The organism is Variovorax sp. RKNM96 (assembly GCF_017161115.1).
GTDB lineage: Bacteria > Pseudomonadota > Gammaproteobacteria > Burkholderiales > Burkholderiaceae_C > Variovorax.
On the sequence record NZ_CP046508.1, the window covers coordinates 2696790 to 2721760 of the forward strand.

Annotated in this window: 23 protein-coding genes; 9 read left to right on the plus strand and 14 right to left on the minus strand. The window is 68.5% G+C overall.

Annotated features, from left to right (window positions below; all coding sequences use genetic code 11):
• Window positions 1-33 precede the first annotated feature (33 nt).
• The gene (locus GNX71_RS12485) at window positions 34-903 is read left to right on the plus strand and encodes a LysR family transcriptional regulator (RefSeq protein ID WP_206178604.1); all 870 of its coding nucleotides are present in this window, start codon (window positions 34-36) and stop codon (window positions 901-903) included.
• On the opposite strand, the gene GNX71_RS12490 is transcribed toward GNX71_RS12485, so the two are convergent.
• From GNX71_RS12490 to GNX71_RS12505, 4 genes are read right to left on the minus strand one after another with little or no spacing between them, the layout of a single operon-like run.
• The gene (locus GNX71_RS12490; RefSeq protein ID WP_206178605.1) at window positions 900-2657 is read right to left on the minus strand and encodes an IlvD/Edd family dehydratase; all 1758 of its coding nucleotides are present in this window, start codon (window positions 2655-2657) and stop codon (window positions 900-902) included. The genes GNX71_RS12485 and GNX71_RS12490 overlap by 4 nt on opposite strands.
• Window positions 2658-2677: 20 nt before the next feature.
• The gene (locus GNX71_RS12495) at window positions 2678-2854 is read right to left on the minus strand and encodes a hypothetical protein (RefSeq protein ID WP_206178606.1); all 177 of its coding nucleotides are present in this window, start codon (window positions 2852-2854) and stop codon (window positions 2678-2680) included.
• A 37-nt stretch (window positions 2855-2891) separates the two neighbouring features.
• Window positions 2892-3419 carry an O-acetyl-ADP-ribose deacetylase gene (locus GNX71_RS12500; protein ID WP_206178607.1) on the minus strand — a complete coding sequence of 176 codons (528 nt, stop codon included), beginning with the start codon at window positions 3417-3419 and terminating at the stop codon, window positions 2892-2894.
• A 10-nt stretch (window positions 3420-3429) separates the two neighbouring features.
• Window positions 3430-4005: a hypothetical protein gene (locus GNX71_RS12505; RefSeq protein ID WP_206178608.1), complete on the minus strand. Its 576-nt coding sequence runs from the start codon at window positions 4003-4005 to the stop codon at window positions 3430-3432.
• A 211-nt stretch (window positions 4006-4216) separates the two neighbouring features.
• On the opposite strand from GNX71_RS12505, the gene GNX71_RS12510 reads away from it, so the two are divergent.
• Entirely contained in the window at window positions 4217-5218 is a 1002-nt protein-coding gene (locus GNX71_RS12510; RefSeq protein ID WP_206178609.1) for a sialic acid TRAP transporter substrate-binding protein SiaP, read from the plus strand.
• Between the two features lie 14 nt (window positions 5219-5232).
• Here the strand turns inward: GNX71_RS12510 and GNX71_RS12515 are convergent, their stop codons facing one another.
• From GNX71_RS12515 to GNX71_RS12525, 3 genes are all read right to left on the minus strand, one after another.
• Entirely contained in the window at window positions 5233-5589 is a 357-nt protein-coding gene (locus GNX71_RS12515; protein ID WP_206178610.1) for a hypothetical protein, read from the minus strand.
• 105 nt (window positions 5590-5694) lie between these two features.
• The gene (locus GNX71_RS12520; protein WP_206178611.1) at window positions 5695-7104 is read right to left on the minus strand and encodes a GTPase/DUF3482 domain-containing protein; all 1410 of its coding nucleotides are present in this window, start codon (window positions 7102-7104) and stop codon (window positions 5695-5697) included.
• Window positions 7101-8492 (minus strand): DUF2868 domain-containing protein, encoded by a 1392-nt coding sequence (locus GNX71_RS12525; protein ID WP_206178612.1) that lies wholly within the window; start codon window positions 8490-8492, stop codon window positions 7101-7103. Before GNX71_RS12525 ends, GNX71_RS12520 begins: the two co-directional genes overlap by 4 nt.
• Before the next feature lie 460 nt (window positions 8493-8952).
• On the opposite strand from GNX71_RS12525, the gene tssE reads away from it, so the two are divergent.
• Window positions 8953-9540, plus strand: coding sequence for a type VI secretion system baseplate subunit TssE (gene tssE, locus GNX71_RS12530; protein ID WP_206178613.1), 588 nt, complete (start codon window positions 8953-8955; stop codon window positions 9538-9540).
• A 45-nt stretch (window positions 9541-9585) separates the two neighbouring features.
• On the plus strand, window positions 9586-11466 hold the full coding sequence (gene tssF, locus GNX71_RS12535) for a type VI secretion system baseplate subunit TssF (RefSeq protein WP_206178614.1): 1881 nt from the start codon (window positions 9586-9588) through the stop codon (window positions 11464-11466).
• Window positions 11467-11479: 13 nt separating this feature from the next.
• On the opposite strand, the gene GNX71_RS12540 is transcribed toward tssF, so the two are convergent.
• A complete protein-coding gene (locus GNX71_RS12540) occupies window positions 11480-12061 on the minus strand; it encodes a TetR/AcrR family transcriptional regulator (protein ID WP_206178615.1) in 582 nt (193 codons plus the stop codon).
• Window positions 12062-12152: 91 nt separating this feature from the next.
• Here GNX71_RS12540 and GNX71_RS12545 point away from each other — a divergent pair, with 91 nt between their 5' ends.
• Complete coding sequence (locus GNX71_RS12545; protein WP_206179440.1) at window positions 12153-12581, plus strand: VOC family protein; 429 nt, start codon at window positions 12153-12155, stop codon at window positions 12579-12581.
• Between the two features lie 16 nt (window positions 12582-12597).
• Here the strand turns inward: GNX71_RS12545 and GNX71_RS12550 are convergent, their stop codons facing one another.
• Entirely contained in the window at window positions 12598-13560 is a 963-nt protein-coding gene (locus GNX71_RS12550) for a helix-turn-helix domain-containing protein (protein WP_206178616.1), read from the minus strand.
• 70 nt (window positions 13561-13630) lie between these two features.
• Between GNX71_RS12550 and GNX71_RS12555 the strand changes: the two genes are divergently transcribed.
• On the plus strand, window positions 13631-14323 hold the full coding sequence (locus tag GNX71_RS12555) for a GNAT family N-acetyltransferase (protein ID WP_206178617.1): 693 nt from the start codon (window positions 13631-13633) through the stop codon (window positions 14321-14323).
• Here GNX71_RS12555 and GNX71_RS12560 read toward each other — a convergent pair.
• Window positions 14320-16221, minus strand: coding sequence for an ABC transporter ATP-binding protein (locus GNX71_RS12560; protein ID WP_277401891.1), 1902 nt, complete (start codon window positions 16219-16221; stop codon window positions 14320-14322). The genes GNX71_RS12555 and GNX71_RS12560 overlap by 4 nt on opposite strands.
• Before the next feature lie 27 nt (window positions 16222-16248).
• Complete coding sequence (locus GNX71_RS12565; protein ID WP_206178619.1) at window positions 16249-17184, minus strand: LysR family transcriptional regulator; 936 nt, start codon at window positions 17182-17184, stop codon at window positions 16249-16251.
• Window positions 17185-17283: 99 nt separating this feature from the next.
• Here GNX71_RS12565 and GNX71_RS12570 point away from each other — a divergent pair, with 99 nt between their 5' ends.
• Window positions 17284-18108 carry a class III extradiol ring-cleavage dioxygenase gene (locus tag GNX71_RS12570; protein WP_206178620.1) on the plus strand — a complete coding sequence of 275 codons (825 nt, stop codon included), beginning with the start codon at window positions 17284-17286 and terminating at the stop codon, window positions 18106-18108.
• Between the two features lie 10 nt (window positions 18109-18118).
• Here GNX71_RS12570 and GNX71_RS12575 read toward each other — a convergent pair whose 3' ends face one another.
• The gene (locus GNX71_RS12575; RefSeq protein WP_206178621.1) at window positions 18119-20254 is read right to left on the minus strand and encodes a prolyl oligopeptidase family serine peptidase; all 2136 of its coding nucleotides are present in this window, start codon (window positions 20252-20254) and stop codon (window positions 18119-18121) included.
• A gap of 165 nt (window positions 20255-20419) precedes the next feature.
• Between GNX71_RS12575 and GNX71_RS12580 the strand changes: the two genes are divergently transcribed.
• Window positions 20420-21310, plus strand: coding sequence for an alpha/beta fold hydrolase (locus GNX71_RS12580; protein WP_206178622.1), 891 nt, complete (start codon window positions 20420-20422; stop codon window positions 21308-21310).
• Window positions 21311-21322: 12 nt separating this feature from the next.
• Here GNX71_RS12580 and GNX71_RS12585 read toward each other — a convergent pair whose 3' ends face one another.
• Complete coding sequence (locus GNX71_RS12585; protein WP_206178623.1) at window positions 21323-22327, minus strand: tripartite tricarboxylate transporter substrate binding protein; 1005 nt, start codon at window positions 22325-22327, stop codon at window positions 21323-21325.
• Window positions 22324-23319 (minus strand): tripartite tricarboxylate transporter substrate binding protein, encoded by a 996-nt coding sequence (locus GNX71_RS12590; protein ID WP_206178624.1) that lies wholly within the window; start codon window positions 23317-23319, stop codon window positions 22324-22326. The genes GNX71_RS12585 and GNX71_RS12590 overlap by 4 nt, the downstream gene beginning before the upstream one ends.
• Window positions 23320-23484: 165 nt before the next feature.
• On the opposite strand from GNX71_RS12590, the gene GNX71_RS12595 reads away from it, so the two are divergent.
• Window positions 23485-24933 (plus strand): FAD-dependent oxidoreductase, encoded by a 1449-nt coding sequence (locus GNX71_RS12595; protein ID WP_206178625.1) that lies wholly within the window; start codon window positions 23485-23487, stop codon window positions 24931-24933.
• Window positions 24934-24971: the final 38 nt, after the last annotated feature.

Consider the following 24971-nt stretch of genomic DNA (forward strand, 5'->3'; position numbering starts at 1 on the left):
AGCGGCGTCGGCGCGGCGCGTACATTCGCGCGCATGGATACGCGATACCTGCAGAGCTTTGTTGCCGTGGTCGAACTGGGCTCGATGGCCGAGGCCGCGCGCCGGCTCGACTTGACGCCCGCCGCGATCGCCGCGCGGGTCAAGGCGCTCGAAGACGACATCGGCGTGCCGCTGGTCCAGCGCGCCGGCCGCTCGGTGCGCCCCACCGAGGCGGGCCTGAAGATGCTCGACCGCGCGCGCAACGTGCTGCGCGATGTGCGCGACCTTCGTGCCGCAACGAGCGGCGGCGTCTCGCTCGGCGAGCTGCGGCTGGGCGTGTTCATCTCGGCGCTGACCGGCGTGCTGCCGCCGGTGCTCGAACGCCTCTACGCGCGCTTTCCCGATCTCTCGGTGTTCGTGGCGCCCGGCAGTTCGGTGGAACTGTGCCGGCAGGTGGCGAGCGGTGCGCTCGATGCGGCCATCGTGGTCGAGCCGCAGTTCGCCGTCGGCAAGGGCTGCAGCTTCGAGACGCTGCTCGAGGAGCCGCTGGTGGTGGTGGCGCCCGAGGCCATGGCGCATCGCGCGGCGCACGAGCTGCTGGCCGCCGAGCCGTTCATTCGCTACGACCGTTCGGTGCTGGGTGGACAGCTCGCCGACCGGTACCTGCGCGACCACGGCATCCGCGTGCGACAGCGGCTGGAGATCGACAGCCTCATGGCTGTCGCCGCGCTTGTGGGGCGAGGCCTCGGCGTGGCGCTGCTGCCCGATTGGGCGCCGATGTGGCGCGCCGGCATGAACATCGCGCGCGTGCCGTTGCCCGAGCGCGCGCCGGTGCGGCGCGTGGGACTCATCTGGGCGGCGCAGGGACCGCGCGCGGCGCTCGCGCAGGCGCTGCTGGCAGAGGCACAGGCCGTCTTCAGTTAGCTACGCGGCACCTTGCCGACCGTGTTCGGCGCGCGCAGGAAGTCGAAGTCCACGCCCTTGTCCGCCTGCGTCACCGTCTGCAGGAAGAGCTTCTTGTAGCCCCGGTCGGCCGTCGGCTCGACCACCACCGTTTCCTTCGCGCGGCGCGCGAGTTCGTCGTCGGACACCAGCAGCGAAATCTCGCGGTTCGCCACGCTGAGCCGGATGCGGTCGCCGCTCTGCACATAGGCCAGCGGCCCGCCGATGGCCGACTCCGGCGTGACGTGCAGCACGATGGTGCCGAAGGCGGTGCCGCTCATGCGGCCGTCGGAGATGCGCACGATGTCCTTCACGCCGGCCCGCGCGAGCTTGCGTGGAATGGGGATGTACCCGGCCTCGGGCATGCCCGGTGCGCCCTTGGGGCCGATGTTCTTGAGCACAAGGATGTCATCGGCCGTCACGTCGAGCGCATCGCTGTCGATGCGCGTCACCAGGTCTTCGGCGTTCTCGAACACCACGGCGCGGCCTTCGTGTTCCATGAGCTTCGGGTCCGCAGCCGACTGCTTGATGATCGCGCCGCCCGGCGCAAGGTTGCCCCACAGCACCGCGATCCCGCCCTGCGGATAGATCGGCTGGTTCGAGGACCGCACCACGTCCTGCCTGAACCCCGGGCCGGCGCTTTCGATTTCCTCGCCGAGCGTGCGGCCGGTGACCGTGAGCGCGTCCAGGTGCAGCAGTGGCTTGAGTTCGCGCAGCAGCGTGGCCATGCCGCCCGCGGCGTGGAAGTCTTCCATGTAGTGCTGGCCCGAGGGCTTCAGGTCGAGCAGCACCGGCGTCTCGCGGCCCATGCGGTCGAGCGCGTGCAGGTCGATGTCCAGCCCCATGCGCCCCGCGATGGCGGCCAGGTGCACGATGCCGTTGGTCGAGCCGCCGATGGCCAGCAGCACGCGCATCGCGTTCTCGAATGCGGCAGGGGTCAGCACCTTGTCGATGGTGAGCCGGTCGCGCGCGATCTGCACCGCCTGCGCGCCGGTCTGCTCGGCAATGCGGATGCGGTTGGCCGTCACCGCCGGTGGCGATGCGCCGCCCGGCATCGTCATGCCCAGCGCCTCGGCGATGCAGGCCATGGTGCTGGCCGTGCCCATCACCGAGCAGGTGCCCACGCTCGCCACGAGCTGGTTGTTGACGTCGGCGGTTTCCTCGATGTCGATCTCGCCCGCGCGGTACTTGCCCCAGTAGCGCCGGCAGTCGGTGCAGGCGCCCACGCGCTCGCCGCGATGGCTGCCGGTGAGCATCGAGCCGGTGATGAGCTGGATCGACGGCAGGCCGGCCGAAGCCGCACCCATCAGCTGCGCGGGCACGGTCTTGTCGCAGCCGCCGATGAGCACCACCGCGTCCATGGGTTGCGCGCGGACCATTTCCTCGGTGTCCATCGACATCAGGTTGCGCAGGTACATGCTGGTCGGCGCGGCGAAGCTCTCGTGCACCGAGATCGTCGGAAAGTCCATCGGCAGGCCGCCCGCGAGCATCACGCCGCGCTTGACCGCCTCGATGAGCTGCGGCGCGTTGCCGTGGCACGGGTTGTAGGCGCTGCCGGTGTTGGCGATGCCGACCACGGGACGGTCGAGCGCCGCATCGGTGTAGCCCGCGCCCTTGATGAAGGCCTTGCGCAGGAACAGCGAGAAGCCGCGGTCGCCGTAGCTGGTCAGGCCCTTGCGCATTCCGGCGTTGTTGTCAGGGGAGGTGTCGTCGGGCTCGAAGGGGGAATCGGACATGGGTGTTCGTGGGTTGTCTGTTATTCGTCGGACTTGATATTGGACTCGGCGATCACTTTTTTCCAGCGCGCCACCTCGTACTGGATCTGTTCGGCCGACTGCGCGGGAATCGGTGGGCTTTCATCTTGTGTCGTCTCCAGTTCGCTCTCGTGCGCAGTGTTGCCCGTGGGGCGTGTGCGTTGAAGCGGCTGGGGCAAGGACACAAGATAAAGATTCTTGCGTGTGCGGTAGAGGCTAGACGCCGGGCGCGCCCGCATCGCCGAGCGCCGCTTCGTACACCGCCAGGTCGGCTGGGGAGAAGCAGCAGAAGACGACCTCGCGCACGGACAGCGCTTCGTCCGCCGCGGCGCGCACCGTGGCAACGGCGGTCTTCGCGGCCAGTTCGATCGGATAGCCGTAGATGCCGGTGCTGATGCTCGGGAAGGCGATGCTTTGCGCCGCGTGCGCCTGTGCAATCGCCATCGCGCGGCGGTAGCAGGCCGCCAGCAGCGCGGGCTCGCCCGAAATGCCGCCGCGCCACACCGGCCCGACCGTGTGAATGATGAATCTGGCCGGCAGCCGGTAGCCCTTGGTCAGCTTGGCGTCGCCCGTCTTGCAGCCGCCCAGCAACCGGCATTCGTGAACGAGGTCTGGCCCGGCCGCGCGATGGATCGCGCCATCCACGCCGCCGCCGCCGAGCAGCGAGGAGTTCGCGGCGTTGACGATGACGTCGACCTGCAGGGTGGTGATGTCGGCGCGCAGCGCGCGCAACGAGAGGCTCATGGTGTGGTGGTCACTCGCGTTGCGACACGGCAAGCGCATTGAGAAACGCGGTCGCCGCCTGGCGGTTCGAGCTTCCCGCACCTTTGGTCGTGACGGAAATGTGCACGTCGATCCAGGTGCCCGCGCGGATCAGATGGGCCCGGACGTGCGAGTTGGAAATGGCGGACGTCGGTTGTTCGTAGAACACGACGTCCCAGTCGCCCACCTTGTCGAACGAGACATCGGTCGGTGCCCGGAGGCCGATTTTTCTCCACTCGGCCTGATCGGTCTGCCAGGTGAATTCAAGGCCGTGGTACTGGGCGGCCGGCTCGAACCAGCCCGAGATGGTCAGGCCGCGCGTTGCGTCGGTGAAAAAGAAATACCTCGGGCTCTGCGTGGCGCCGCCCGCCTTCGGGTCGATCTGGCTGAGGCCGCGCGACGGAATCGCAAGGCTCAGCTTGCTGGCCGGCACGGTGAGCACATAGGCATCGCCCTGTCGAGCCACGGACAGGTAGGCGCTTTGCGGCTGTGCCATGGCCGCGGGCTGGAGCAGCAGCGCGATGACCGCGATCAGGAGCCGGCGAAGAATTCCCTGGGTGATCTGCATGTCGGTCGCTTGTGGTTGTGTCGGTGCGAGGCACGCATCCTAAATGCGGCGGCAGCCCGGGCCTCGCGGCATGTCGCAGTCGGGCAAACCCCGGTTACCACCTTTGTTTCAAATCCTTACGATCCGTTCGCCGGGCTTCTTCCGGTGGCCGAGCCCTTGCACTGGCGCGCAATTTGCACGGGACAGGTCTTCTCAACCCGAGGGAGAGTTCATGAAATGCTTCTTGCCGTGGCGCCTGGCGGGCGTCCTGCTGATGGCACTGGGTGGCGTTGTCGCGAGCGCGGCCGCCCAGGCCCAGGTGCTGCAATTGAAATGGGGCCACGTCTTCGAGCCCGGCAGCATCTTTCATCAGCAGGCGGAGCTGGCGGCGCGCAAGATCGGCGAGCAGTCCGAGGGCAAGATCAAGATCGAGGTGGTGCCCTCGTCCAAGCTGGGGCAGGAGGGCGACTTCGCCCTGATGCTCGCGAACGATTCCATGCAGATCGCCTACGTGGGGCAGGCGACGCTGGCGGATGTCTATCCGCCGCTGCGGCTGGGCAGCTATCCCTTCGCCTTCAAGGACCTCGCCCACATGCGCAAGTACCTCGCGAGCCCGCTGCTCGCGGAGCTGATGAAGGGCTACGACGAGAAAAGCGGCAACCGCATGATCGCCTCGGTGTACTACGGCGCGCGGCAGGTCACGTCGAGCAAGCCGTTGCAGAAGCCCGAGGACTTCCGCGACCTGCGCCTGTACGTGCCCGATGCCTCGGCCTACCAGCTCTTCGCCACCGCGCTGGATGCCAAGCCGATCACGCTGCCTTTCATGAGCCTGTACAGCTCGCTCAAGAAGGGCGAGGTCGAGGCGCAGGAGAACCCGCTCGGCACGGTGAAGGACAAGCGCCTCTACGAGGTGCAGAAATACGTGCAGCTGACCGGGCACATCTACGACACGCTGGGCATCGTCATCGGCAAGGCCGCATGGGCGAAGTTGACGCCGCCGCAGCAGGCGATGGTCGAGAAGACGCTGGTGGAAACCGCCAAGTGGACCAACGTCGGCGTGATCGCCGGCGAGCTCGAAGACGAGCAGTTCCTGCGCGGCAAGGGCATGACCGTCTCGCCGGTCAACAGGCAGGCGTTCCTCGAACGCATCGCCAAGCGCTCGACGCCCGAGCAGTTCGGCGCGCGGCCGGGCGACTACGCGAAGCTGCAGGCGCTGGGCTCAGGCGCGAACTGATCGATCTTCTCTGCTCAACGATTTCCGAACGCGTTGACGTGCACCTCGACGAGGTCCACGAACTCGGGCAGTTCCAGCAGGAACTCGGGGTCACGCGCCAGGGGCGCCACGCGCAGCGGATCGCCGCGCGTGGCGTGCATCGCCTGCATCTCGTCGATCGAGCGCCAGAACGACACGGTGCGGAATTCCGCCACGTTGCCGTTCAGCTTGCGGAAGTACTGCACGCCGAGGCAGTCGGGCTTCTTCGCGATCTCCGCGATGCCGTGCTCGACGCTGTAGCGCAGGTATTCGTCCGCCCGTGCGATGGGGGTGCGGCCTTCCCAGATGCGCCCGATGAGCGGGGTGGACAGGAGCTTGCATTCGACGGCCATGAGGTCTCCTTTCGATGTGCCGGTGAACATCGTTGGAAAGCTGGACCGTTTGCAGCGGTTGGCGCGTAGGAGCCGGCCAACGCCGGCTGCAAGTCAAGCCCGGCGTCAGGCGTCGAATGCGGGCAGCAGCGTGCGCGAGAGATCGGCAACCAGCGCTTCGCGCTGCGGCGAAGGGCGCCAGAAGCTGCGGGTCGCGATGCCGGTCGATTCCCACTCGGGGTGGTTGCGCGCGGCCTGCGCACCGCGCACCGCAGCGGCTGCGGCGCGCGTGGGCGCATCGCCGTCCTTGGGCGTGTCGGCGGCGATGCGCTGCGTCGCTGCGTGGCCGCGCTGCTCCAGCGCCTGGGTGAGCTTGAGCTGCCAGGCAACCAGCGTGAAGAGCACGCCGTCTTCCACGGTCACTTCATGCACGTCGCGCAGCTTGTTGGCGATCTTGCGGCCCAGCGGCCCCCAGCCCTGCGACACCGCGCCGCCGATGGCGCCGCCCAATGCCGCGCCCGCGCCGAGCGAGATGCCCGCCACGGCGAGGTCGGCCACCACGCCCACGGCAGCGCCGATGACGGCGCCCTTGCCGAGACGCAGGCCCGCGTCCTTCATCGCTTCGGGGCTGAAGAAATCGAGCGTCCAGCGGCCTTCGACGATCGGCAGCGGCGCCTCGCCGGCATCGCCCTGGCGAAAGCCGTACAGCGCCAGCAGGTCGTCGGTGCAGCGCTGGGCCTTGTCGAACACGGTCTTGCGAAGGGCTGTGACGAGCGCTTCGCGCCGCGCCGCGTCGGCGAATTCGGTGGCCGACACGGTACGGCGGATGGCGGCCGCATCGACCAGCAATCCGGCGATGCGCGCGCAGGCGGACTGGCGGCGCTGCGCGGCCTCGGTGTCGAGGAAATCGGCCACGCCCCGCAGCTGGTCCCGCCGGTCGCGCAGCAGCGTGGCAAGGTCGTCGTACAGGTCGCGCTCGGCGCCGACGAAAGGCGCGGCCGCATCGAAACGCACCTGCACATGCAGGCCGTAGGCCGAGAGCAGTTCTTTCCATGCCGGCTCGCGGCTGGCTGCATCGCGCACGAAGTTCAGCACCGGCAGCACAGGACGCGCGCAGGAGTTGAGCAGCTCGATCTCGTCGCGGAACTTCGGCAGCACCGGCTCGCGCACGTCGATGACGAGAAAGGCCGCGTCGATATCGAGCATGGTGCGCAGCACCTTGGCTTCCTGCTCGAACACGCCGTGCGCCTCGGGCCCCTGCAGGAACTGGCGGATGCGCTCGGGCGGCGTGGCCCCCGCATCGAAGCCCGCGAGATGCTCGCGCAGCGCCACCGCGTCTTCCAGGCCCGGCGTGTCGAAGAAGCGCACCGCCGCCTCGCCGTTCACATCGAGATCTACCGATTCGACATGGCGGGTGGTGCCAGGGCGCTGCGACACCTCGCCGAACCCGACGCGCCGCGTGAGCGTGCGCAGCAGCGAGGTCTTGCCCGCGTTGGTGTGGCCGACGACGGCGATGCGGATGGCTTCTTGCGTCATGTGGCGACCAGTCCTTGCAAGGCGGTGTCGAGACTGTCGCTGGCCGCGATGCGTTCGAGGCCCGTGTCGCGCAGCCAGTCGATCCAGCGGGTGGCCGCGCCATCGCTGGATGCATCGGCAAGCCAGAGCCGGCATTCGCCGCAATGTGCGAGTACTTCGCGGAGGAACCGTTCGGTGCCGCGGTCGGGGCTCGATGCGGCGTGGCACACCAGCAGCACGGCGCGCGGGCGGGCCTGCGCCAACTGGTCGAGCAGCGCGCGGCGGGCGGGGGCGCTCCCGTCGATACGCAGCACTTGTGTGGCATCGGCGGGCAGGCCGGCGGGTGGCCACGGCACGTCGGGCGGCAGCTCGAAGCCGATGACGAAGAGCGCGTCCCGCAGTTCGGAGGGCGCCAGCCGGGCGGGCGCGGCGCCGCGTGTGCGCCCCGGGTCCGCATCGACGATGGCGGCCGGCGCCAGCGCGGCGAAGCGCGTCAGCAGCTTGCGGTAGTAGGGCGCGCTCCAGTCGGGCTGCAGCGCCTTGCGGCGGGCACGCCAGATGGCGGTGCTCAGCAACACCAGCGCCAGGCGCGGCAGCAGCCCGTAGACCACGATGCAGCCGGTCAGCCACATCGCCCAGGTGCGTTGGCCTGCGGCGCCCGGCGTGGTCGAGAGAACCGTGGCCGCGTCCGGCACCGGAAAGCCGAGCTGCGAAGGCGCCCAGCCCAGCACCTGCACCGCGCGCACGAAGAAGGCCGGATCGAGGATCGTCGTCTCCCAGCTCAACGTGTAGCTGCGAAAGGCCAGCGCGAACAGCATCGCGGCCAGCACCACGGCGAACGACAGCGACCAGATGCCATGGCTCACGAGCCCGAAGGCCCAGGGCAGCAAGCGGGCGCGGGTCAGCAGCCCGGTGGTCGCGCGCATCAGCAGCGGCGCCTGGCCGCGCTTGCCGCCCGCCACGCGCGCGGTGAGCGACATCCAGATCCAGCCGAGCGACGCGGTACCGAACGACCCCGCCGGCAGCCACAGGCCAATCAGCCACAGCAGCAGCGTGAGCGCATGCAGGCCCAGCAAGCTGACGAGCGCGACGATCACGTTGATGTGCCGCTCGCCACCGCCCACCACATTGCCCGCGAGGCCCAGCCCCGCAACGACGATCAGCGCCACCAGCGCGAGCAGCACCCAGGGCGCCCATTGGCGGGCGCGTGTCATTTCAGATTGAAGCCCGATGCGTTCGCCCAGGTGCAGGGCGCGTTCGGTGATGCGGGCATGGCCGTCGTTCGCACGCGAAGCGGCGGTGCGCAGGGCCTGCACGTCGTCGAGCGGACCGGTCTCTTCGGTCCATCGGATCGCCTCGGTGATCACCGCATCCGGAAAGGCAGGTTCGCGCAACGCGGTGTCGGTCAACAGGGTCCCTTCGCTGGTCGTGCCCTGCGGAGTGCCGGGGCGCCGGAATTATGCCCGGCGCCTTGCGGGCGCCCACGAGAAACGGGGCCGCGTACGGCCCCGTTCTCGAAGGGATGTCGGATCGAAAAGCGCGATGCGTTCTCAGCGAAGGCCGAAGAACGACAACACGGCCACAACGACCACGACCAGACCGACGATATAGATGATGGAATTCACGCGAGGACTCCTCGTTGATTGGGACGAATCAAGGATGAGACTTCAGTGGCGTGGGTGATGTCGGCGAGGGGCGGCCAGTGCTGTAGGACTTGCGAAGCGCTGATTGATGCACCCTTGGCGCTGCGCTCATGACAAATCCCCGCTTTGCGCGCCTTTGTCAGCGCACACCGCAGGATGTGACCATTGTTTGCAATGCGCCACCCGCATCCACGCAAGACTCTGGCCCTTCCAGAAAGGCCCAGCCATGCGACCTGCCGAGCAGTCTTCCTTCACCGGCGCCCATCCTGCGCATCCCGGCGCCCGTTCACTCCGTCCGGCCGATGCACCGGCCGCGCATCCCAACGCGCAACTGCTCCCCACGCTGTTCGACCGCCTGCGCGACGAAGCCCCGAGCCGCACCAGCGAACTGCCCTCCGAGTACGCCGTGACGCCCGCGCAGATGCGCGGCATCGTGCAGCGCGATCTGGCCTACCTTCTCAACACCACCAACGCCGAAGACCTGATCGACCGCGCCCACCATGCCGATGCGGCGTCCTCGACCATCAACTTCGGCGTGCCGCCGCTGGCGGGCAGCTACTTGTCGGAGCGCCGGTGGGCCGACATCGAACGCATCATCCGCCGCGCCATCCAGGACTACGAGCCGCGGCTGATTCCCGAGACGGTGACGGTCGTGCCGCTGATGAAGGAGGGCGGCGCGGCCGGCGAATACAACGTGCTGCTGTTCGAGATTCGCGCACTGATCCATCTGCAGCCCTACCCGCTGGCATTCACCGTGCAGAGCGCGGTCGATCTGGAGACCAACCGCATGCGCGTGATCTCTTCATCGCGCTGACCTTTCATCACGACAAACAACTTCACTCAGGGAAATCACACCGCCATGGACCCGCAGCTTCTCGACTACTACAACAAGGAACTGGTCTACATGCGCGAGGCCGCGAGCGAGTTCGCCGCTTCGCACCCGAAGATCGCGCGGCGCCTCGGCATGCACGGCATCGAGGTGGCCGATCCGTATGTGGAGCGGCTCATCGAGTCGTTCAGCTTTCTCTCGGCGCGCATGCAGATCAAGCTCGACGCGGAGTTTCCGCGCTTCACCCAGCGGCTGCTCGAAGTGCTGTACCCCAACTACCTGAGCCCCACGCCGTCGATGGCGGTGGCGCAGTTGCACCCGAGCGTGAAGGAGGGCGACTTCACCCGCGGCTTCGTGGTGCCGCGCGGCACGGCCTTTCATGCCCGGGTGCCGGCTGGCGAGGAAACGCCGTGCGAATTCCGCTCGAGCCAGGACGTGACGCTGTGGCCCATCGAGATCGTCGATGCCAAGCTCACCGGCGCGCCGCCCGACATTCCTGCGCTCGAGCGCTACCTGCCGCCGCATGCGCAGGTGTCGGGCGCGCTTCGCCTGCGGCTGCGCACCGTGGGCGAAATGGGCTTCGGCGCGCTGGTCGGGCTCGACCGGCTGCCCATCTACCTGCGCGGCAACGAGCATGTGGCCTCGCATCTGTTCGAGCTGCTGCACACCTCGGCGGTTGCCACCTTCGTCGGCGAGCCGGGCAAGCTGATGGAGCGGCCGCACGTCGTGACCGAAGGGGCGCTGGTGCATGAAGGGCTGGCGCCGGGGCAGGGGCTGCTGCCGCTCGCGTGGAACACCTTCCATGGGCACAACCTTCTGCACGAATACTTCGCCTGCCCCGAGCGCTTTTACTTCTTCACGCTGACCCAGCTGGCGCCGGGCCTCGCGCGGGCCCAGGGCAAGGAGGTCGAGATCCTCGTGCTGTTGAGCAAGCCGCCGGCGGCGCTGGGCTCGTTGGTCGATGCGGCTCAGTTCGCGCTGTTCAGCACGCCGGTGGTCAACCTGTTCGAGCGGCGCACCGACCGCGTCGAACTCAACGCGGCGCAACCCGAGTTCCACCTGGTGCCCGATCGTTCGCGCCCGCTCGACTTTGAGGTCTATTCGGTCCAGCGCATCGCGGGCCAGCAGGCGCAGACCACGGCCGAGCTGGAGTTCCGCCCGCTCTACCAGACGCTGAACGAAGACGAGGGGAACCACGGCCGTTACTTCTCGGTGCGCCGCGAGCCGCGGCTCGTGTCCGACACCGCGCGCAAGTACGGCACGCGTACGCCGTACATCGGCACCGAGGTGTTTCTCTCGCTGGTCGACCAGCACGAGGCGCCGTATCCGGAGAGCCTGCGCTACCTGTCGGTGAAGGCGATGCTCACGAACCGCGACCTGCCGTGCCTGGTGCCGCGCAACGGGCACGCCGATCTCGCGGTGTCCGACTCGATCCCGGTGTCGGCGGTGGGACTGATCCGCCCGCCGAGCACCCCCAAGTCGCCATTCGCGCAGCGCGAGATCGCATGGCGGCTGATTCGCCAGCTCGGCTTCAACCACCTGCCGCTGGCCGACATGCCGCACCGCGAGGGCGCTCAGGCGCTGCGCGACATGCTGCGGCTGTTCGTGTCGGCCGACAGCGACGTGCTGCGCCGGCAGATCGACAGCCTCGTGGGCTCGCGCATCGAGCCCGTGACGCGGCGCCTGCCGGGCTCGGGGCCGTTGATCTACGGGCGTGGCGTGCAGTGCACGCTGAGCGTGGATGAAGAAGGCTTCTCGGGCACAAGCCCCTATCTGCTGGGCCTGGTGCTGGAGCACTACCTTGCGCGGCATGTGAGCATCAACGTGTTCACGCAGACGACGCTCGAATCGATGCAGCGCGGCACGGTCGCCAAGTGGCCCGTGCGCATGGGCGGGCGCGGGATCGTCTGAGGGCCAGGGCCGGTCAGCGTTTCTTGACAGGTCCCAGCGCCTGCTCGACCAGCCAACGCATGGCGGCGCGAACCTCCCTGGCGTCGGCGCCCGCATCGATCTCCAGCGCGGCACGGTCGAAGGCGGCCGACAGCAACTGCGACAGCGCATCGACCGAGACCTCGCCGCGCCCCATGCCGGCGCGTTTCAGTCCTTCGCGCAGCGACTGCGCCGCGTTGGCATCGTCGATCGCCATGGCCTCGGCCATGCCCAGCACGGCCGGGCCGTCGACCAGCAAGAGCCGTGTGCGGCCCGGCATGGTCATGGCGTTCAGGTAAGCCTCGCTGCCCTGGAGCAGCGCTTCGCGCGGGCCCAGTTGTTCGGGGGCAGCGGCCTCGATGTCGGCCGCGACCGCCATCGCCTCGCGCGCGAGCACCTGCCGGAACAGGTCGCGCTTGTCCGCGAAGTGGTGATACAGCGCGCCGCGCGTGATGCCCGCGGCCGACGCAATTTCAGGGGTGGAGGTGTCGCCGTAGCCCTTGCTGACGAAGAGCGCGCGGGCGGCTTCGATCAGTGCGAGTTGGGTGTTTTCGGTGCGTTCGCGGTTGGTGGCCATGGAAGGTAATTTACATGCAGGCTGTCTGTAGGTTAGTATTTAACGTACGTACAGTCTGTATGTTTTATGAAAGGACCGTCCCATGCTTCCCATGAAAGTCAAGAGCTACTACCCCGTCGTCATGACCGGGGACGTGGCCGGCACCGCCGCCTTCTACCAATCGCACTTCGGTTTCGTGCCGCTCTTCACCAGCGACTGGTATGTGCACCTGCAACTGGAGGGCGAGCCTTCGGTGAACCTGGCCGTGCTCGACGGCCACCACGAGACCATTCCCGCGCCGGCGCGCGGACAGGTGGTGGGCGGGCTGCTGCTGAACTTCGAGGTGGACGACCCCGACGCGGTTCACAACCGGCTGAAGGCGGCCGGCCTGCCGATTCTTCTGCCGCTGCGCGACGAGGCCTTCGGACAGCGCCACTTCATCACGCGCGACCCGAACGGGGTGCTGATCGACATCATCAAGCCGATCCCGCCGAGCGGGGAGTTCGCGGCGCAGTACGAGGTCGGCGCGCTGCCGACCTGATGCGCCGGCACGGCTGCTATTTCATCTCCGCGCGAAGCTCTCGCACGCCGCGCCCGAGCTTGCGGCGCAAGAGGTTCCGCAAAGTCGAGGCATCGGCATAGCCCACCGCTGCCGCGATCCGCTCGAGGTCGCCGCCGGACGATACGAGCTGCTTGGCGTGCTCGATCCGCAGGTCCTGGAAGAACGCGAGGGGCGATTTGCCCAGCACTGATTCCATCCGGCGCTGCAGCGTGCGCGGGTGAACGTGCAATGCCTCCGCGCAAGCCTGCAGCGAGAAGCCTTGCGCCAGATGCTCGCGCGACCAGCGCTCGAACTTCGCCATCAGCGGATCGGCATGGGCCACGAAGTCCGGAATGATGTATTGCGCCTGCGACGAGCGGCTGTCGACCAGCATCAGCCGGGCCACGCGCGCCGCCAGCTCGGGACTGGCCTGCCGGACCAGCCAGAGCGCCAGGTCGAGGTGGCCCATCATCGCGCCCGCCGTCACCACCCCGCGCGATGTGATGACCATGCGCGAATCGTCCAGCTTCACCGCCGGATAGCGCTGGCGAAAAAGTGGCGCGAGAGACCAGGTCGTCGTCGCCTCGCCGTGGTCCAGCAGCCCCGCATCGGCGAGCACGAACGTGCCGATGCAGGCGGCCGCGATGCCGATGCCCTCCGCATGCCAAGCGCGCAGGTGCTCCTTGGCTTCGCGCACATCGCGCCGCTCCAGTGCCTCGACAAGGCGCGCGGGCTGCTTGGCGTTCAAGGCCGGCACCACCACCCAGTCGGGCCGCCCGAGCGTGCTCGCCGGCTCGACCGCCGTGGTGAAGCCCATGGCCGTGCGGATGCGCCTTCTGACGCCCACGAGCCGCACGTCGAACGGCGGTGACGCCGCCCCCTGGAGCATGGCCAGTTCGTTCGCCGTGGCAAAGGTGTCCAGCAGCGCGGTGATGCCGGTGTCGAACGCGCCGTCGAGGGCAAGGATGCAAAGTTTCATGTCGTGAATCGCATCAAAGATGTCGTTTGCGACTGTAGCCCAACGCGAGCCCGCTGCCTAAACTGGGCGCATGACGAAACATCCCGATCAAAGGCAGCTCGACAACCCGACATGGTTCGCCCTCGCCACGAAGCAGGCGCATCTGGGGCGGTGCGAAGCGCTCGCTGCGCGCTATCACCCGGAAGTCGCCGCGTTCGCCAGCGTGGCGAACACGACGCCCGAGGCATTCCGGCAGCTTGGCCGGCTCGTCGCACCGGGCGAACACGTGCTGCTTACGGTCCTCGATCCGCTGTTGCCGGCGGAAAGGATGCACGCGGAACGCCTGTTTGCCGTGTGTCAGATGGTGGACACCGGCGAAGCGCCGAGCGTCGCGCAAGACGAGGTGCTCCGGCTGGGCGCCTCGGACGCGCCCGAGATGCTGGAGCTGGCCCTCGAGACCAAGCCCGGCCCCTTCGGCGCGCGAACGCACGAGATGGGCCGCTACATCGGCATCCGCGACGGCGGCCGCCTCGTCGCGATGGCGGGCGAGCGCATGCGCTTCGACGGGTACACCGAAATCAGCGCGGTCTGCGTGACCGACGCGAACCGCGGCAAGGGCATCGCGGGCCGCCTCATGAACATCCTTCGCCGCGAGATACGCGCGCGTGGCGAAACGCCTTTCCTGCATGTTCGCGAAGACAACGCGACGGCCATCGGGCTCTACGAACGTCTCGGGTTCCAGACCCGGCAGACGTTCCATCTGTACCGGGTCGGGTTCGGCTAGGCCCTGAGCGCTTCTTCTCCGTCGAGCGAATCGCCCAGGAAGCCGCCGCTCTGGTGCGCCCACAGCCGCGCATACAAACCACCCTGCGCCATCAGCGTGCGGTGGTCGCCTTCTTCCACCACGCGGCCTTCGTCGAGCACGATGAGCCGATCCATCGCCGCGATGGTCGAGAGCCGGTGCGCGATCGCGATCACGGTCTTGCCTTCCATCAGCGTGTAGAGGCTCTGCTGGATCGCGGCTTCCACCTCGGAGTCGAGCGCGCTGGTCGCTTCGTCGAGCAAGAGGATCGGCGCGTCTTTCAGCATCACGCGCGCGATCGCCACGCGCTGGCGCTGACCGCCCGAGAGCTTCACGCCGCGTTCGCCCACGTGCGCCTCGTAGCCGCGCCGGCCGCTCGCATCGCCCAGCGTCTGGATGAAGTCGTGCGCCTCGGCGCGACGGGCCGCCGCCTCGATCTGCGCGAGCGTCGCATCGGGCCGGCCGTAGGCGATGTTGTCGGCCACCGAGCGGTGCATCAGCGAGGTGTCCTGCGTGACCATGCCGATGTGGCTGCGCAGCGAATCCTGCGTGACATGTGCGATGTCCTGCCCGTCGACGAGGATGCGGCCGCTCTCCAGGTCATGGAAACGCAGCAGCAGGTTCACCAGCGTCGACTTGCCGGCGCCCGAGCGGCCGACCAAGCCGATCTTCTCGCCGGGCTTGACCGTGAGGTTCAGGTCGTCGATCACGCGGCGGCCCGCGTCGGCATAGCGGAAGCTCGCATGGTCGAAGCGCACTTCGCCGCGCGGCACGTCGAGCACGCCGGCATCGGCCGCATCGAGCACGGTGCGCGGGCGCGACAGCGTCTTCATGCCGTCCTGCACGGTGCCGATGTTCTCGAACAGGCTGGTCATCTCCCACATGATCCAGTGCGACATGCCCTGCAGCCGCAGCGCCATTGCGGTGGCGGCGGCCACCGCGCCCACGCCGACCGTGCCGTTCGACCAGAGCCACAGCGCCGTGCCCGCCATGCCGGCCGTGAGGCCCATGCTCAGCGTGTGGTTGACGATCTCGAAGGCACTCACCAGGCGCATCTGGCCGTAGCCCGTGTGCATGAACTCGCGCATCGCATCGCGCGCGAAGCCCGCCTCGCGCTGCGTGTGCGAGAAGAGCTTGACGGTCGCGATGTTGGTGTAGGCATCGGTCACGCGGCCGGTCATGAGCGCGCGCGCATCGGCCTGTGCCTTGCCGACTTTGCCCAGGCGCGGCACGAAGTACACGAGCGAACCGATGTAGAGCGCGAGCCAGATGACGAAGGGCCACACCAGCTGCGCGTCGAGCACGCCCACCAGGATGATCATGGTCGCGACGTACACGCCCATGGCCACCAGCACGTCCGCCAGCACGAAGATGGTGTCGCGTACCGCGAGCGCGGTCTGCATCACCTTGGCCGTGATGCGGCCCGCGAACTCGTCCTGGTAGAAGGCCATGCTCTGGCCCAGCATTAGCCGGTGGAAGTTCCAGCGCAGGCGCATCGGCAGGTTCACCGCCAGCGTCTGGTGCTTGACGATGGTCTGCAGCGCCACCACAAGAATGCTGATCACCAGCACCGCGGCCATCCACAGCAGCATGTCGCCGCGCTCGGCCCACAGCCGCGACGGCACCTGGCCGCCGAGCCAGTCGACGATGCGCCCGAGGATGGCGAACAGCGCCGCTTCGAAGATCGACATGATGGCCGTGAGCACCGCCATGACGGCGATCTTGCCGCGCACGCCGTGCGTGCAGGCCCACAGGAAGGCGAAGAAGCCTTGCGGCGGCAGTGGCGGTTCGGCGGCGGGGTAGGGGTGAAGGAGTTTTTCGAAGAAGCGGAACAAGGACACGGTCTCCCAGAGAGCCTTGGACTTTAGCCGTGCCCGCATGACCTTGCCCCTAAAAGGTGCGTTCTTCTATCTTCTGCGTGGCTTCGCCGTGACATGCGGCGTTGCCTTTGGTTCCAGCGCGCCGAGCCGCTCGCCGAGGAAGTCGATGAAAGTACGCAGCTTGGGCGCCATGTACTGCCGGCTGGTGTACACCGCGAAGAGCGTGACGGGCTCGGCCTCGTAGTCGGGAAGCAGCCGCACGAGACGGCCTTCTGCGAGGTCGTCGTCGATGAGCCACAGCGGCATGAACGCGATGCCCATTCCGGCGTGTACCGCGTGCAGCGTGAGCGTGGTGTCGTCCGAGCGCATCGCTGGCGTGAGCCGCAGCGGCAGCATCCGCCCGCCCGGCCCCTTGAGCGCGAGGTTGTCCAGGTTCACATAGCTCGGCACGATCGCGCCGAGCCGCGACAGGTCGGCCGGCAGCGCGGGGCAGCCGCCCATGCGCTTCAAATAGTCGGGCGTGCCCGCGAGATGAAAGGGCACGCGGCACAGTGGCCGCGCGATCAGCGCGGGCGAAGGCTCCTGCGTGGCGCGCAACGCGAGGTCGTAGCCGTCGGCGGCCAGATCGACCTTGCGGTTCTCCAGGTGCATGTCGACCAGCACTTCCGGGAATCGCTCGCGGTAATCGGCGAGCACGCGTGCGAAGCGCGGCGTGGCACACCACACCGGCGCGCTCACCTTGAGCTGGCCGCGCGGCGCCTCGCTCGTCTGGCCGATGGCGGCCTCGGCCGCATCGAGCAGGTCGAGCGCGCGGCGGCTCTGCTCGTACCAGGCGGTGCCGGCTTCGGTGAGGCTCAGGTGGCGGCTGGAGCGGTGCAGCAGGCGCGCGCCGAGCGACTTCTCGAGCTGCGCCACATGCTTGCTCGCCATGGGCGGCGACATCGAAAGCCGCCCGGCCGCGGCCGTGAAGCTGCCGGCCTCAACGACCTCGCGGAACACGCGCAGGCTGGTCATGCGGTCCATCGATGGTTTCCTCTGGAGAAATGATTCCATGCATCGTAGCCTGTCGATTTCTCGGGAGGAAATGTCTACAGTCGATTCAACGCTTGAAGGAGCATCGACTTGACCCACGACAACACCGCATCCCGTCTCCCCACCTACTTCATCTCCCACGGCGGCGGCCCCTGGCCCTGGATGAAGAAGGAGATGGGCGCCACCTACGACCAGCTGGCCGCCTCGCTCGCCGACATGCCGCGGCAGATCGGCCGCACGCCCAAGGCCATCCTCATGGTGTCGGCGCACTGGGAGGCCCCGGCTTTCACGGTGCAGGGCAACCCGAAGCCGCCGATGATTTACGACTACGGCGGCTTCCCGGCCCATACCTACGAGGTGCGCTATGACGCACCCGGTTCGCCCGAACTCGCGCAGCGCGTGCAGTCGCTCATCGCGGCCGCCGGCCTGCCGGTGCAGATCGACCCCGAGCGCGGCTACGACCACGGCATGTTCTCGCCGATGGCCGCGATGTACCCGAAGGCCGACGTGCCGGTGGTGCAGTTGTCGCTGCGTCGCGGGCTCGATCCGGCCGAGCACCTGGCACTGGGCCGCGCGCTCGCACCGTTGCGCGACGAGGACGTGCTGATCGTCGGCAGCGGGTTGAGCTATCACAACCTGCGCAACTTCGGCCCGCAGGCGCATGGCGTGTCGAAGGCCTTCGACGACTGGCTCGATGCCGCCGTGGTGAAGGGCGCGCCGGCCGAGCGCGCCGCGCATCTGCAGAACTGGGAAGCGGCGCCCGCCGCGCGCATGGCGCATCCGCGCGAGGAGCACCTGATCCCGCTGATGGTCGCGGTCGGCGCGGCCGAAGGCGAGGCCGGCGAGCGCATCTATCACGAGGACGCGTTCATGGGCGGGCTCGTGGTGTCGAGCTACCGCTTCGGCGGCGCCTGAACGAGGCGGCTCAGGCGGCGGGCTCGTCGGCCTTGCGCTGCAGCATGCCCATCAGGAAGGTATGCAGCAGCGCCTCGCGCGTGGCGAGCAACTGCGGCGTCGCTCGGCCCAGGTGCCCGCCACTGGATTCCTCGTACAGCCACGTCTGCGTATGGCCCAGCGCCCGCATGCGCGCCACCATCTTGCGCGCGTGCGAAGGGTGCACGCGGTCGTCGTTGCGGTTGCCGATGAACAGCGTGGGCGGGTAGGCGACGCCTTCGCGAAGGTTCTGCAGCGGCGACCAGCGCGCGAGCGCCGCGCGGTCCGCTGGCACTGCCGGGTCGCCGTACTCCTCGATCCACGACGGCCCCGCCGTGAAGCGCGTGAACTCGAGCATGTCGGTCAGCGGCACGCGCGCGACCGCGGCGCCGAAGAGTTCGGGCCGCTGCACCAGCACGGCCGACACCAGCGCGCCGCCGTTGCTCGCGCCGTAGATGCCCAGCCGCCGGGGACGCGTGATGCCGCGCCGCGCCAGGTCTTCGGCGACCGCGATGAAATCGTCGAACGCGGCCTGCCGGCGCGTTCCCTTCGCCGCCTCGTACCAGCTGGAGCCGAACTCGCCGCCGCCGCGAATGTGCGCCAGCACGTAGACGCCGCCGTAGCGCAGCCAGTTGATGCCGGGTATGCGCTGGTAGTCCAGCTCGAGCGCGATGCCGAAGCCGCCGTATCCGTAGAGCAGCGTCGGCGCCTGGCCATCCATGACCAGCGCGGCGGGTGCGATCACCGTGTAGGGGATGAGCGTTCCATCGGCCGAGCGCGCCTCCAGCCGCTGCGCCTTCAGGCCCGCGGCATCGAAGAAGGTGGCCTGCCGCTTGAGCGGCGCCCAGGGCTTGGGCTCGGCGACATCCATGAGCCCGAAAGTCTGCGGCACGAGCGGTGCCTGCGTGGTGAGCCACACCAGGTCGTTCTGGTCGGAGCGGTCGGCGCGGATGCCGATCACTCCGGTGTCGGGCAGCGCCACTTCGCGGGGCTCGAAGGTCTCGCCGGTCCAGCGAAGGAACACCAGGCGCGGCTGCAGGTTGTCGGACCATGCAATGGCGAAACCGTCGCGCACGCGCTCCCAGCGGATCAGCCGCTGGCGCGGTGCCGTGGACAGCAGCACGTGAAAGCGGCGCTGCGGCTGCGTGGCGGTGGCGATGGGCGTTGCGAGCACGCTGCCCGCCGGGTGGCGCGCGGTGCCGTCGTCGAAATCGCTGCGCAGCCAGACCACGAGCCAGCCTTCGCTCAGCCAGGTGGTCGCATCCAGCGGGAGGTCCAGTTGCGGCGACAGCGTGTCGCCCTGCAGCAATTGGTAGCGGTTCTGGAAGAAGCTCAGGCGCCGTCCGACCAGTGCGGCGGCGGACCGCCCGTCCCTGGGGTCGAGGGTGTCGATCGACATGCTCATGTCGGTGGCCTCGCCGCGCACCAGCTCGGGCGCCTCGGCCAGCGCGCTGCCGCGGCGCCAGCGACGGATCGTCAGCGGGTAGCCGCTGCGGCTGAGCGCGCCGCCGGCGGACTCGGTGGCCACCAGCACTTCGTCGTCGCCGTACCAGTCGGCCCACTGCTTGGCCAGCGGCAGGCGGAAACCGGCCGCGACGAACTGCCGCGAGGGCAGGTCGAATTCGCGCACCTCGGTGCGGTCCGCGCCGCCGGGCGAGAGGTAGACCAGCGCGCGTTCGCCGTTCGGACTCAGGACGTAGGAGGAGAAGGTCCAGGCGCGACCCTCCTGCTGCCCGAGCTTGTCCAGGTCGATCAGCACCTGCCAGTAGGGCCGCTCCTTGCGGTATTCCTCCAGCGTGGTGCGGCGCCAGACGCCATTCGGCTGGCTGGCGGTGCTGTAGAAGTTGTAGAGGTGGCCGCGGTGCGGACGCACGAACTGGATGTTGCTGTCGCGCGCGGACACGGCCGACAGCGTGTCCTCGTAGCGGCGCGTGTAGTCGGGCAGGCCGGTGATCAGCTGCCGGGCCTCGGCCGTGCGTGCCTGCACCCAGGCCAGCGCCTCGGCGCCGTCGGGCTGTTCGAGCGCGGCGGCGAGATCGGGGCTGTCCTGCGCCCAGGCGGTGAGCGGTTGGATCAGGGGCTGGGACAGGGCGAGCAGCGCGAGCTGGCGGCGATTCAACAGGGTCATGGATGGGGCGGCCTGCACCACGGCATCGTGGGCGGGCCGGTGGCCTCTCTGCTTTTTTATTCGTTGAAGAGCGGGCGACCTGTTCGGCGGACGCTGCGGCGGATTCTATGCAGGGCATCCCAGCGGCCCGCTGCGGCGCGCAAGGCCGCGCGGCAAAATCGAGGGATGCCTCTGACCCCCGACAGCCCCGACACCCCTGACGACCCCAAAGCGTCCGCGGCGCGCAGCGAAATCGCGCGCATCGACGCGCTCTCCACCCACCACGACCCCGCGCACGAAGGCATCCGCGTGCGCTGGCGCCGCTTCGGCACCGACACCACGCGGCCGCCCATCGTGCTGCTGCACGGCGGCCACGGCAGCTGGATGCACTGGCTGCGCAATGCCGAGGCACTCTCGGCCGAGCGCACGCTGCTCCTGCCCGACATGCCGGGCTTCCACGATTCCGATGCGCTGCCGCGCGTGGCGCCCGGCGAAGACTCCCTGCTGCCTTTGCTGAAGGCGCTCGGCGGCACGCTCGATGCGCTCGTCGGCGCGGGCACGCCCATCGACCTGGGCGGCTTTTCCTTCGGCGGCCTCACCGCCGCGCGGTTCGCGGTGCAGCGTAGCGCGGTGCGAAAGCTCGCGCTGCTGGGCAGCGGCGGCCACGGCACGCTGCGCCGCATGACGGCGCAGATGATCAACTGGCGCGCTGCCCCCGACCGCGAGGCCGAGCGCGCCGCGCTGCTGCACAACCTGGGCGCGCTGATGCTGCACGACACGTCGGCCATTGACGCGCTGGCCTTCGAGATCCACGACATCTCATGCCACGGCACGCGCTTTCGCAGCAAGGAGGTGTCGCAGGCCGGCGGCTTGCGCAAGGCGATCGGCACGCTGGGCGTGCCGACGCTGCTGCTCTGGGGCGAATACGACGTCACGGCCGATCCGCGTCCGCTGGTGGCACTCCTCGCGAGCGAAGGGCCGCACCGCGAAGGCGTGGTGATCGACGGCGCGGGGCACTGGGTGCAGTACGAACGCGCCGCCGAGACCAATGCGCAGCTGCGCAAGTTCTTCGGCTGAACTTCGCAGCCGCTACTGCTTCGTGAGGCCGAGCTTGCGGATGGTCTCGGCCCACTGGTCGTAGGTCGTGCGCGTCAGCTCGGCCAGTTGCTGCGGCGTCGACGACTCGGCTTCGTAGGCGCCTTGGCGGAAGAAGTCGCGCGTGGCCGGCATCGCCAGCACCTGCGCCAATGCGGCGTTGAGCTTCGCGACTACCGGCGCCGGCATGCGCGCAGGCCCGTAGAAGCCGAGCCAGCTCGCCATGTCGACGCCGCTCACGCCTTGCTCTGTCATCGTGGGCACGTCGGGCAGCATCGCGCTGCGCTTGGGCGCCGCCACCGCGAGCATGCGCACCTTGCCGGTGGCCGTGTTCTGGATGGCGTTGGGCGCAGCGTCGAAGTAGTACTGCACGCGGCCCGCGAGAAAGTCCTTCGCCGCATCGGCGCCGCCCTTGTAGGGCACATGCACCACGTCGAGGCCGGCCTGCCGCGCGAAAGCCTCGCCGTAGATGTGCGACGAGGTGCCGGTGCCGAACGAGGCATAGCTCATCTTCCCGGGGTTGGCCTTGATGTAGGCGACCAGCTCTTGCACATTGCGCGCCGGCACGCTGGTGTGCACGGTCAGCACCAGCGGGCCTCGCGCACCGAGCGAGATGGGCGTGAGGTCCTTGAACGGGTCGTAGCGCACCTGTGCCAGCGTCTGCGGGTTCTGCGCGACCACCGAAGAGGGCGCGTACATGAAGGTGTAGCCGTCGGGCGCCGCGCGGATCACCTCCTCGGTCGCGAGGATGAAGCTTGCGCCCGGCCGGTTTTCCACGATGACCGGCGTCTGCAGCACCTCGCCGAGCTTGTTGGCGACGAAGCGCGCCTGCGAATCGGAGGCACCGCCCGCCGCGAGGCCGAGCACGATGCGGATGCTGCGGCCCTTTTCCGGAAAGGCCGCGGGCGAGGCTGCGAGTGAAGACAGTGGCAGGGCCGCCGCACCCAGTGCGAGCCAGGCGGCGAGGCGGCGCCGGGAGACAAAGAGAGCTGTGGTCATTGCTTGGCCAAGCCTACCTGCTGAACCATCGCGCCCCAGCGCTCGTAGGTCGTGCGGGTGATGCCGGCGAATTCTTCCGGCGTCGTCGCGCCGGCTTCGTAGCCGCCCGTGCGATAGAACTCGCGCACCTGCGGCATCGCCAGCACCTGCGTGAGCGCAGCGTTGAGCTTGGCCACCACCGGCGCGGGCATGTGCGCGGGGCCGTAGAAGCCGAGCCAGCTCGGCAGGTCCAGGCCCGTCACGCCCTGTTCGGCGAAGGTGGGCACATCGGGCAGCGCCGAGATGCGCGCGTTCGCCGCGATGGCCAGGATCTTCACCTTGCCCGAGGCCGAGGTGATGACCGCCGAGGAGGCCGAGTCGAACATGTACTGCACGCGCCCGCCGATCAGGTCTTTCGCCGCGTCCGAGCCGCCCTTGTAGGGGATGTGCACCGCATCGACGCCGGTCTTCTTCACGAAGGCCTCGCCGTAGATGTGCGACGAGGTGCCCGCGCCGAACGAGGCGTAGCTCACCTTGCCGGGGTTCGCCTTCACGTAGGCCACGAGTTCCTTCACGTTGTTGGCCGGCACCGTCGTGCTCACCGACAGCACCAGCGGCCCGCGTCCGCCCATCGAGATGGCGGTGAAGTCCTTGAACGGGTCGTAGGGCACCTGCGCGAAGGTGTGCGGGTTCTGCGCCATCGTGGAAGAGGGCGCATAGAGCAGCGTGTAGCCGTCGGGCAGCGCGCGCGACACCTCGTTGGCCGCGAGCATGGTGCTCGCGCCGGGGCGGTTGTCCACGATCACGCTGGTGCCCAGCACCTCGCCGAGCTTCTGCGCCACGATGCGCGCCTGCGCGTCGGTGCCGCCGCCGGCGGTGAAGCCCACGACGATGCGGATCGGTTTGTTGCGCGACGGAAAGTTCTGCGCGAACGCGAGCGGCGCCAGGCCCAGCAAGGCCGCGGCACTCAGGGCCGAGCCGAATGCACGGCGGGTGCCGTTGAGTTTCTTCATCGATGTCTCCGTTGGAATGTTCTTCTTATATTGATTTAGAAAATCATAAAAATCCACATTGACTAGGGAATACCCCGAACAAATGGCTTTTATGGCCTTTTGTGTTTGACAAAATGAACATTGAAATCAAAATACGACGAAACAGCCCATCCAAGATAACCATCCATGAAAACTGTCGTCCGCACCGACGAGCGCATCCTGTCCTCCGACATCTTCGACCGCGACAGCCGCGTCAAGCGGCCTGACCACGGCAGCTGGGCCGAGCCCGGCAAGAACATTCCGGTCTATCACCGCTGCGGCGTGCTGGTGGTCGGCGGCGGCCCGTCGGGCACCGCCGCAGCCGCTGCTGCCGCCCGCGCGGGTGCCGACGTGGCGCTGCTCGAGCGCTACAACCACCTGGGCGGTTTGTCGACCGGCGGCCTGGTGATCTGGATCGACCGCATGACCGACTGGGAGGGCAAGCTGGTGATCCGCGGCTTCGCCGAGGAACTGTTCGATCGCCTTCCCGCCGACGCCATCGCCGGCCCTCAACGCGAGGACTGGGGCTCGCAGGACGTGGCCAAGGCCGCGCACTGGTCGCAGCGCACCGCCGCCTATCACGGCATCGTCACCTGGTCGCCCACCATCGATCCCGAGCGCCTGAAGCTGCTCTCGCAGGAGATCGTGCTGGAGCGCAAGGTCAAGCTCATCTACCACTCGTGGGCCGCCATTCCGATCGTGCAGGATGGCGCCGTCAAAGGCGTGGTCTTCGAGAGCAAGGAAGGCCGTATGGCCATCATGGCCGACGTGGTGGTGGACGCCACCGGCGACGGCGACCTGTTCGCCCGTGCCGGCGCGGCCTACGTGAACGACATCGAGGAGGCCGACGTGCACCACTGCATGAACACCTCGTGGCTCTTCGGCGGCGTGGACATGAACCGCTGGATCGAATTCAAGGCCGGCCAGCCCGAGGCCTTCGCCGGCTTCATGGCGCGCGGGCGCGAGCAGTTGGGCCTCTTCGAGCGGCCCTTCGTCTCGTGGCGCAACGACGTGGCGCTCTTCATGGGACCGCGCCAGTCGGGCTACTCGGCGCTCGATGTGGACGACCTCACGGCCGTCGAAGTGCGTTCGCACCGCGCCATGGCCGCGCACCTCGACTACTTCAAGGCGCACGCACCCGGCTTCGAGGACGCCTACCTGATGCTGAGCGCGCCGCAGATCGGCGTGCGCCATGCGCGGCGCCTCTCCGGCGTGGGCGCGGTGCTGCGCAGCCAGTGGCCCGACGGCGTAGCGCTGGCGGACGAGATCGGCGTAACGCCTGCGGTGTCGCCGAAATTCCCGAACATCTCCATTCCCTACGGCGCGCTGGTGCCGCAGCAGCTCGACGGCCTCGTGGCCTGCGGCCGCCACATCTCGTGCGACCGCAACTCGCACGGCTTCATGCGCGAGATTCCGCAGTGCTGGATCACCGGCCAGGCGGCAGGCGTGGCAGCGGCGCTGGCCTCGCGCGGCGGCATCGCGCCGCGCTTCATCGACACCAGCGCACTGCAGTCCGAATTGCTGGCGCAGGGCGTGTACCTGCGGGCGGGTGCGGGGCAGGGCGCGGCAGCCGTCGCGGCCGAAGCCAGCGCCTAAGAACCTTCGCCATGAACCCGGTCGATCCGCTTTCGCAA